The organism is Actinomadura soli (genome assembly GCF_005889715.1).
Taxonomy (GTDB): domain Bacteria; phylum Actinomycetota; class Actinomycetes; order Streptosporangiales; family Streptosporangiaceae; genus Spirillospora; species Spirillospora soli.
Genome location: NZ_VCKW01000299.1, coordinates 1 through 9,116 on the forward strand (window position 1 = coordinate 1; position 9,116 = coordinate 9,116).

Sequence of the window (9,116 nt, forward strand, 5' to 3'; positions counted from 1 at the left end):
GGCTGGACGTCGTCCGCGTCCTGGAACCCGATGGCGCACTCGGAACCCGCCCGCTGCGAACCGTACGGGAGTGGCTGAGGCTGCGCCGCCTGGCCGCGGACGCGCTCCCGCGCACCCAGCACCTCAGAACCCGGCTCCGCGTCGTCCACGGCACGCCCGGCAAGGCGCTCGCGCACGCGGCGGAACACGCCGAGCTGCTGGTCATCGGCGCCCGAGCGCACTCCGAGCACGGCAACCCGCTCGGTGGCGACACCGTCCCGGTCGTGCGTGAGCGCGCCCGCTGCGGCGTCGTGGTCTGCGCCGACCACACCGCCTCTTCCGAGCCCGCTGATCAGGCCAGCGAAAGTGCCAGGAGGAGACCATGAAGCGCCGGACAGTCGCCGACGTCATGACCAAGCCCGTCGTGACGGTCGCCGGAGACACCCCATTCGCCGAGATCGCCGACGCGCTGGCCGAACACCGCATCAGCGCGGTGCCCGTCCTGGACATCGGCGGTCACCCGATCGGCATCGTCACCGAGGCGGACCTGCTCCGCAAACAGGAATACAAGGACAACACGGGGCCCCGGCCACGCCGGACCGGCCTGCGGTGGCGTTCCATGTCCGAGGCGGCATCCGAGGCCAAGGCCAAGGCCGTCGACGCCCGGGGACTGATGAGCACGCCGGCGATATCGGTCCCGCCGCACACCACCATCGCCGAGGCCGCGCGGCTGCTGAACGCCCACGGTTTCAAGGCCATGCCCGTCGTCGGCAAGGACGGACGGCTCGCAGGCATCGTGGCCCGCCGCGACCTGCTGCGCGTGTTCCACCGGTCCGACTCCGACATCCGCGACGAGATCATCCGAGACGTTCTGATCCACCGGCTCTGGCAGGACCCCGCCGTGGTGCACGTCCGTGTCCAGGAGGGCGTCGTCCACCTCACTGGGCGCGTCGAGCTCAAGAGCCTCATCCCGATCCTCGTCCGCATGGCCGCGGCCACCGAAGGCGTCGTCGACGTCGTCCACACCCTCGGGTACGACAACGACGACACTCACCCGACCGCATATCCGAGAGCGTGAGCCTCATGGACAACGCCGCCGTCAGCGAGACCCACATCGGCATCGTCTTCTTCACCGCGGACCGCGCCTACAAGCTGAAGAAGCCGGTGAACCTGGGATTCCTCGATTTCAGCACCCGCGAGCTACGCGAACGGGCCTGCCACGAAGAAGTCCGGCTCAACCGCCGCTTCGCCCCCGACGTCTACTCCGGCGTCGCCGACGTCCACGGCCCCGACGGCAAGGTCTGCGACCACCTGGTCGTTATGCGGCGCATGCCCGCCGACCGGCGCCTGGCCACCCTGGTCCGCGCCGGCATGCCGGTCGAGGACGCGCTGCGCGACATCGCCCGGACCCTCGCGGCCTGGCACGCCCAGGCACCCCGCGGCCCCGAGATCTCCGCCCAGGGCGCCCGCGACGCCCTCCAGGCCCGCTGGAACGACAGCTTCAACCAGGTCCGCCCCTTCCACGGAGATGTCATCGACGCGGCGACGGCCACCCAGATCGAAGAGCTCGCCACCGAGTTCCTCGCCGCCCGTGAACCGCTTTTCGATGCGCGCATCGCCGACGGCCGCGTCGTCGACGGCCACGGCGACCTGCTCGCCGGCGACATCTTCTGCCTTGACGACGGCCCCCGCATCCTGGACTGCCTGGAATTCGACGCCAAGCTGCGCAGCCTGGACGGGCTCGACGACGCCTCGTTCCTGGCCATGGACCTGGAACGACTCGGCGTCCCCGCCCTCGCTGAACGCTTCGTCAACTGGTACGCCGAGTTCGCCGCCGACCCGGCGCCGCCCTCACTGCGCCACCACTACGTCGCCTACCGGGCATTCGTCCGCGCCAAGGTGGCCTGCCTACGGCACGCCCAAGGCGACCCGGACGCGGCCGCCGACGCACGCGCCTACAGCGCCATCGCGCTGCGCCACCTGCGCGCCGGCCGGGTCGAGGTGATCCTGGTGGGCGGACTGCCCGGCACCGGGAAGACCTCGCTGGCCGGGGCGCTGGCAGACCGGCTCGGCTGCTCACTGCTCAGCAGCGACCGCATCCGCAAGGAACTCGCCGGGCTCGCTCCCCTCGACTCCGCGGCCACCCCGTACGGCACTGGCATCTACACCCCGCAATGGGACCGCCGCACCTACCGCGAACTCGCCGACCGCGCCGCCAAACTGCTCCGCCTGGGTGAAACGGTCATCCTGGACGCCTCGTGGACCTCCAAGGAACAACGAGACCTCCTCGCCACCATGGCCGAACGGGAACACGCGCACCTGTCGTCCCTGCGCTGCGAGGCCCCCGAGACACTCACCGCCGACCGGATCCGCACCCGTACGCGCGGTCCCTCCGACGCCGACACCGAGATCGCCGCCGCCATGCGCGCGCACGCGGCACCATGGCCCGAAGCGACGATCGTCGACACCCACGCGGACCTGGCCGACGCGACCGAACAGGCCCTGACAGCCGTACGCCCGCACGGCACCGAACACCTCTGGCCCCGCCGCCCCTTCCTCTCCCCCGGCTGATAAGAGCGCCGGCCCTCACACGAAGCCTCGCGAGGCATCCTCGTGTCGGACGAAGTGTGAGCATTTGAACCCTGCAGCTGGAGGCACGTCTTCTGCGAGGCGGCGAGCTGTTCAGCGTCACCGTTCGCGGAGCCGCACTCCCCCGTTCCCGCCGCCGGAACCATGCTCCGAACGGTGCTAGCGGGATCGTCAAATTCGCACGATCCGCAGGTGGCAGCTCCGGTCCACCAGCTCACCAATCGGGACCGCTTCGATCTACGGCGGTACTGGGAAATGATCCAGGAGATGGATCACACCCTGAGAAGCGACGGTGTCATGTTCGCCTTGTCCGCGATCGGGTTTGCCTGGCTCGTTGCACCTGGAGCTTCACGCCGCTGGCGTTGAGGCGAAAGCGCGCCATTTGCTGACTAACCTGGTACTTGGCGGCAACTTCCTCAGGAGTGGCGTCGGAAAAAGCTTCTCTAAGTAGCAGTTTCCGAGGCAGGAGAAGGCATCCACCCAGCCAATTTGCTTCCTCCTCCTGGTCTGAGTCGCAGGCGAAGAAGATGTGTCCGCCGATGGTCTGCACTTCTCTGACCTGATGCCTGAGCAAGATATGAGCGACCTCGTGAGCGATATCGCTATTAGTGCGAGCAGCATCATTCAGGGGATTGCAGACGATGACGACACGGTCTTCAGAGATATGAAATGTCGCCGCAGAAAATGCTCCGTCTTGAGCCTCGTTCAACTGCCGAAGCTTGCACTCGTCGACCAGCTGATCTGCGGAAACCACTTCGATATTGAGATGTTGCGCCAAAGCGCGTATGTCGGTTGGCTCAGCTGGTTGCAGGCCTGTCTCGCCCCTAACGCGGTCCGCGAGTCTTTCTGCTTCGGTCTTGAATCCTCGCCGCACTGTTACATCACATGCCGGGGGCCGGTTGGGCCTGACTGAAGTCTTTCCTGAATTTCCACGAGAATCTCACCCAGGAGCCGGGCAGCATCGGGAGTAAAAGTCTTCGCCGCACGCAGATGAACCGTAACCTCGCGGTCTTTGAGGACCAGATTGCCGTAGAGTTCGCGCACGACGTCGGCGATCGTCTCAGCCGCGGCGGGCGTAAGATTGGGATCTTGGGCGAGCCGGGATGCGATGACCTCAGGGGTGTTCTCGACCCTGAACATTGACGGCTGGAAGAACCGTTCCGGCGAGAGCCCGAGCCAGAGGACGAGGCGCCGGAAATTGGCGAGGTCGGGCAGATGACCCTTCTCCACGCGGGCAAGCGTGTTGAACGGGACCCCGGACTCCTCCGCGGCCGCGCGCAAGCTCAGCCCAAGGTGCTCTCGGTGGTGTTTCACCAGCACCTGCAGCTGTTCGATGTCGACCGGGTCGTCCACGCGCTCCCTTCCTCCCTGCCCCAGGGCGGCCTTGATCATCGGGCACGGTAGCGCACCTGTGCACGCAGACCGCAGCCGGGTGTACGCTACTCGCTTGTACCGCGATTGATACACGCCGTACGGTTCGGTACAAGATCGTGGCGAGGACGTGGTCAGCAGCCTCACCGAACGGTCCCGTGACGTGCAGAGATATCCCTTCCTGGAGGTGTCGAGTTCCATGCCCAATTCTAGACACGCAGATCAAGCCAGTCGCAGGTTGCCGGACGTCGGCACCGTTGGCGTTGCCGACGCACGTCTGCTGCCCAACGACTCGTTCGAGGCCGCGTGGTCGAGCATCTTCTTCCCGGACGACGCGAAGGGCCGCCTCCTGCAGACCGTCGTCTCCAACATCCGGCTCCGGGCCACAGTCCCTTTCGAGGCCCTGCCCCTGCACGGTGTGGTGCTCCTGACCGGTCGTCCCGGGGTCGGCAAGACCACCGTCGCGCGGGGCCTGGCTGACAAGATCGCACGCACGGTGAGCGGGCTCGGGTCCTGGGCGTTCATCGAGATCGACCCGCACGCGCTGGCCAGTTCCTCCCTGGGCCGCAGCCAGCGCAGCGTCGAGGAACTCTTCGGCCGGCTGCTGGAGGAGCAGGCGCAGCAGGGCCCACTGGTCGTGCTGCTGGACGAGGTCGAGACCCTGCTGACCGACCGCGCCGCGCTCTCGATGGAGGCCAACCCGATCGACGTGCACCGCGCTGTGGACGCTGCACTGGTCGGGCTGGACCGGCTGGCTCAGAGGCACCCGGGCGTCGTGGTCCTGGCCACTAGCAACTTCCCCGGCGCCATCGACCCGGCGCTGTCGTCCCGTGCCGACCTGATCATCCGGATCCCCGTCCCCGACCCCCGCGGCCGGCGCCTCATCCTGGAGCACACGATCGCCGCGGTCGCCGCCGCCTTCCCGGGCGCACAACCTCTCCTGGCGGCCGCAGTGCTGGATCGCGCCGCGCAGCTCGCCGAAGGCCTCGACGGCCGCCGCCTGCGCAAGGCCGTCGCGGTGGCCTGCGCCAACGAGCACTGCGACCCCGAGCGGGTCACGCCAGAGGACCTGTACGCGACCCTGCGGATCATGGGCGAGGAGCAGTGAGCCACGAATCGGCGACCACCATCGCCCGGCAGATCGCCGCCGTCCCCGCCCGGACCTCCTCCGAGACCTGGGGCGCCATCGTCGACCTGGTCACCGAGCCCGGCAGCACCGCCCACCAGGACCTGACCGCGATCACCAGCATCGCGGCCATCGTGATCAGCGAGGAGTACACGCGCGAGGCACCGATCATCATCATGCCCGCCTCAGGCCCACGCATCCGCGTTCGCACCGTGCACGGGACGGACGCGATCGAAGCGATCAACGAGGAGACCCCGCTGTACAGCGGCAGGCTGACCGGGCCCGGCTGGACGGTGTCGCTGCCCTGCGGCCCCGACGACCTAGACGACCTCGCCACCGCCCTCGCCGGCACCCCCGCCGTCGTCGTCCGCGACACCGGCGAAGGCCTCAACGCCGACGCCCCCGCAGCCGCCCATTCCACCGCCGGCGGTTCCTCGGCGACGCCGATCATTGACCTGAGCGAATTGAGGCGATCATGACCACCCGGGTCCAGGTCAACCTGCACACCCACGCCGCCACCCACGTCGCCACGGGCATGCTGCGCGGCCTGCGGCAGATCGTCCGCGGCACCGGCCTCGACCCGGCCCGCCTGGTGCGGCAGTGGGACGTCCTGGAACGAGGGATCGCGGCGTGGCTGCGGTCCCGCCACCTCAAAGCGCTCGTCCTGGAAGTCTGGGATCCCGCCCTCTCCAGCGGCCAAGACCTCGTCGGACGCTTCGACTTCACGATCGACTACGGGTACGACGCCGACGGCGACGGCGAGCTGTGGCTCGACGCCGACGCGGTGGCCTTCACCATCCGCAAGAACGGTTCCTACCCCAGTCAATGCGAGTACCGCGTGGTCGCCGACACCTCGCCCGGCTACCCGGCCGTGCCCGGCTGGTCCACCACCACGCTGCGTTCCACCCGCGGCTTCACCCGCAACAGCATCGGCACGGCCATGACCGGCGCAAGCCTGGGAGCCGGCCTGGCCCACTACACCAGGAGCAACTGATGCTCACCCCCAACGACGCCTTCTACAAGTTCCGCACGAACCTGCAGACCACCGACACCGACAACAGTTCAGCCAGCCGCCGCCAGACCAAGATCCGCGACCAGATCGAGGCTGCGGGCACCCTGACGGTCATCGACACGTTCCTGACCGGCGCCTACCGCCGGGAGACCAAGACCAAGCCGCTGCGGGACGTCGACATCATGATCGTCATCGTCGACACCTCCTATCTCAAGCTGCACCCCCGCGAGATCCTCCTCGCCCTCCGGGCGATCCTCGCGCCCCTGTACGGAGAAGGCCGAGTGACCTGTGACCGGTTCGCGGTCCGCGTCGACTTCGGCGTCAAGGTCGTCGATGAGGTCAGCGAGGACGGCGAAGTCATCTCCTTCGACGTCGTCCCGGCGTTCGAAAAGGGCGATCACTACCTGATCCCCGACGACGTCACCGGCGCATGGATCGCGACCAACCCCAAGATCCACTACGACCTGGCCGTCGCCGCCAACAAGGACTTCAGCGAGCAGTGGAAGCCACTGGTCAAAATGATCAAGAAGTGGAACGCCGTGGCCGGGCAGCCGGTGCAACCATCGTTCCTGATCGAGGTCATGGCGCTCCGGCTGCTCACCGGACCCTGGACCGGAAGCCACCCCCAGGAGCTGCGCCGGTTCTTCGCCACTGCGGCGGAACACATCGCCGACGTCTGGCCCGACCCCGCCCACCACGGACCGGACATCTCCGGAATCCTTGACGCCGACCCGGTGATGATGTCGACCGCCGTCCAGGCCCTGAAGGAAGCCGAAGCGGCCTGCACCAAGGCGATCCGCCTGGAGCAGACCGGCCGCACCAGTGAGGCGCTGCGGGCCTGGCGAGAGCTGTTCGGCCCACTGTTCCCGCTCTCATGAGCCCACCCCCGCCTGCTCGCCCAGTGCCCGCAGGCGCCGGTTCCCACATCATCCAGCGCCAGGACCAGCCCGAACATCTCCAGCGCCTCCTCGCCTACAGCCACCTGTACAAGACCGCGCAATGGTGGCGGCGGCTCCGCGCGACCGGCACCCTCACACTCGCCTTTGTCGCGCCCCTGGTGACCCTTGCGGTACCCGCGGCCACCGACACCCTCGCGGCCATCGGCGCGGGATGGCTCGTGCTCGGCAGAACCGTCCTGACCGGACTGGAGCGCCGCGGCATCACCAAAGCCGTCCGCGTCCATGAGTGCTACGACACCAGGCTGTTCCACCTGCCATGGAACACCGCGCTGGCTGGTCGCCCACCCGTACCCGACGACATCGCCACCGCGGCCAGTCATGTCGGCGACGACGCGCCATACCGCGGCTGGTACAGCGTGGACCTCGCCGACACACCATGGCCGGCCGACGTGCTGCTTTGCCAGCGTCAAAGCGCGGTCTGGAGCCGCCGGGACCACCAGGCCTACGGGACCTGCGTCCTGCTCGTGGGACTCGCCTGGTTCGTCCTCGGCCTCAGCATCGCCATCGCCGCGGACCTGAGCCTGGCCGAATACCTCATCAAGATCTTCTTGCCCAGCTCGCCCGCCTTCCTCGACTCTGTGGAGCTGGCGCGCGAACACTGGCGCCACGCCGTCGCCCGCGAGCAGGTCGAAAACGACATCCACGACCTGTGGGACCAGTACCGCGATGCGCCCGCCACCCTCCCGATGGCCGAGTGTCGGCAGATCCAGGACGCGGCCTATCTGCTGCGCCGCGACGGCCCGCGCGTCCCCAGCTTCTTCTACCGCCTCCGCCGGGTGCGGTCATCGGCCAGCACTGCCGCCGGCACGCAAGCCCTCCTGGACGACGAGGCCTGACCGCCGGATGCTGCGCAAGACGACCGCTCTCAACCCGGGCGGGAGCAGCCGAGGGAACGGCAGCACGGCGCAAGAACGCCCACCACGGTGGGTGGGCGTTCTTGGCGGTCGCGGTCGGTCACTTGAGGATGGGGAGGCGCTTGACCAGGCGGGTTTCTCCCCACCAGCGGCCGAGGCCGAGGGTGTCGCCGGCGCTGACGAGGGCCAGGCCGACGATCAGGATCGCGTAGATCAGGTGGTCGTCCATGAAGGGGTTGTTGTCCGGGGGGAGGACGGCGGTCCACATCATCACCAGCAGGGCCGCGCCGGTCACGGCGGCGATCCGCATGCCGATGCCGAGGATGAGGGCGCCGCCGATCGCCGCCAGGCCGAGCATGAACAGCCAGTCCGCCCAGGCCGCTCCCGCGATGTCGTTGTAGAAACCGGCGAACGGGCCGGTAGGGCTGTTCTTCAGGAAGCCCTCGGTGGGGCTGCCGCCGTCGATCCACGCCTTGGCGGCGGGGGTCTCGTGGCCGAGCCCGAACATCTTGTCCAGGAACGCCCAGACGAACACCCAGCCCAGCGCCAGCCGTGCGAGCGCCCAGATGTAACGGGCGGCGGGCGATTCGGTCAGCGGCTTGGGGGTCACCACCCGGATCAGAGTGCTGCGCCCGGTACGGGTCTTGTGCTCGGAGACTGCCATCGCCTCTCACCTTCCATCACATCGCTGATTTCCTCGCCTCTGACTCAACCGCACGGCGGTTCAGCGCCGTAGGTCCGTTAGGGCACGCTCACTGGGACCAAGGTCCCTGTCTTGCGATGATGTGGAGGGCCAACGGCCCTGCAGCGGCCGATGGCGATACGCGCTCTTAATGGTCTGGGCCGGTTCGGGCAGCGTATGGGGGTGTATCTCCCCGCAGCGGCAGGGCGATGGTCGTTCACGCCGTGGGAGTCAGGGCCGCTGTCGTACCGGCGATCGGACTGGCGTTGCTGACGCCGCAGCGGCGCGATGTGTCACCGTCACCAACGTCTACGGGCAGTACAGCTAGGGGCTACGGAACGTCGCGTGGGAGGGTTCGGTAACCGTCGCGGGCCTTGACCTGGTCAGGTGTTCTTCAGCGGGACCTGCCAGATGAGCACGGTCCCGCCGCCGTCACGCGGGGCGGTAGTGCACGAGCCGCCCAGGCCTTTGGCCCGGTCGCTCAGATTGCGCAGGCCGCTGCGGCGGCCGCCTTCGGGGATGCCGACGCCGTCGTCCTCGACGC

General features: G+C 68.3%; 10 protein-coding genes and 1 pseudogene. 8 read left to right on the forward strand and 3 right to left on the reverse strand.

The genetic code is table 11. The features are described from left to right. From ETD83_RS35770 to ETD83_RS35780, 3 genes and pseudogenes are all read left to right on the forward strand, one after another. Positions 1-365: pseudogene (locus tag ETD83_RS35770) on the forward strand (universal stress protein); the annotation flags it as partial. Continuing rightward, a complete protein-coding gene (locus tag ETD83_RS35775) occupies positions 362-1,057 on the forward strand; it encodes a CBS domain-containing protein (protein WP_138649637.1) in 696 nt (231 codons plus the stop codon). The pseudogene ETD83_RS35770 and the gene ETD83_RS35775, both read left to right, overlap by 4 nt. Positions 1,058-1,062: 5 nt before the next feature. Continuing rightward, a complete protein-coding gene (locus ETD83_RS35780; RefSeq protein ID WP_138649638.1) occupies positions 1,063-2,550 on the forward strand; it encodes a bifunctional aminoglycoside phosphotransferase/ATP-binding protein in 1,488 nt (495 codons plus the stop codon). 313 nt (positions 2,551-2,863) lie between these two features. Here ETD83_RS35780 and ETD83_RS35785 read toward each other — a convergent pair whose 3' ends face one another. Continuing rightward, complete coding sequence (locus ETD83_RS35785; RefSeq protein WP_171064628.1) at positions 2,864-3,346, reverse strand: ImmA/IrrE family metallo-endopeptidase; 483 nt, start codon at positions 3,344-3,346, stop codon at positions 2,864-2,866. A 98-nt stretch (positions 3,347-3,444) separates the two neighbouring features. Further along, positions 3,445-3,921: a helix-turn-helix domain-containing protein gene (locus tag ETD83_RS35790; RefSeq protein WP_171064629.1), complete on the reverse strand. Its 477-nt coding sequence runs from the start codon at positions 3,919-3,921 to the stop codon at positions 3,445-3,447. 256 nt (positions 3,922-4,177) lie between these two features. On the opposite strand from ETD83_RS35790, the gene ETD83_RS35795 reads away from it, so the two are divergent. The 5 genes from ETD83_RS35795 to ETD83_RS35815 are packed head-to-tail and all read left to right on the forward strand — an operon-like array spanning position 4,178 to position 7,872. Continuing rightward, positions 4,178-5,047: an ATP-binding protein gene (locus ETD83_RS35795; protein WP_171064630.1), complete on the forward strand. Its 870-nt coding sequence runs from the start codon at positions 4,178-4,180 to the stop codon at positions 5,045-5,047. After that, entirely contained in the window at positions 5,044-5,544 is a 501-nt protein-coding gene (locus ETD83_RS35800) for a hypothetical protein (protein ID WP_138649642.1), read from the forward strand. Before ETD83_RS35795 ends, ETD83_RS35800 begins: the two co-directional genes overlap by 4 nt. Continuing rightward, positions 5,541-6,059: an HORMA domain containing protein gene (locus tag ETD83_RS35805; RefSeq protein ID WP_138649643.1), complete on the forward strand. Its 519-nt coding sequence runs from the start codon at positions 5,541-5,543 to the stop codon at positions 6,057-6,059. Before ETD83_RS35800 ends, ETD83_RS35805 begins: the two co-directional genes overlap by 4 nt. Next, positions 6,059-6,955 carry a CBASS oligonucleotide cyclase gene (locus tag ETD83_RS35810; protein ID WP_138649644.1) on the forward strand — a complete coding sequence of 299 codons (897 nt, stop codon included), beginning with the start codon at positions 6,059-6,061 and terminating at the stop codon, positions 6,953-6,955. The genes ETD83_RS35805 and ETD83_RS35810 overlap by 1 nt, the downstream gene beginning before the upstream one ends. Positions 6,956-6,978: 23 nt before the next feature. Next, positions 6,979-7,872: an S-4TM family putative pore-forming effector gene (locus ETD83_RS35815; RefSeq protein ID WP_138649645.1), complete on the forward strand. Its 894-nt coding sequence runs from the start codon at positions 6,979-6,981 to the stop codon at positions 7,870-7,872. Between the two features lie 118 nt (positions 7,873-7,990). Here the strand turns inward: ETD83_RS35815 and ETD83_RS35820 are convergent, their stop codons facing one another. Continuing rightward, positions 7,991-8,554: a DoxX family membrane protein gene (locus tag ETD83_RS35820; protein WP_138649646.1), complete on the reverse strand. Its 564-nt coding sequence runs from the start codon at positions 8,552-8,554 to the stop codon at positions 7,991-7,993. Between the last annotated feature and the right edge of the window lie 562 nt (positions 8,555-9,116).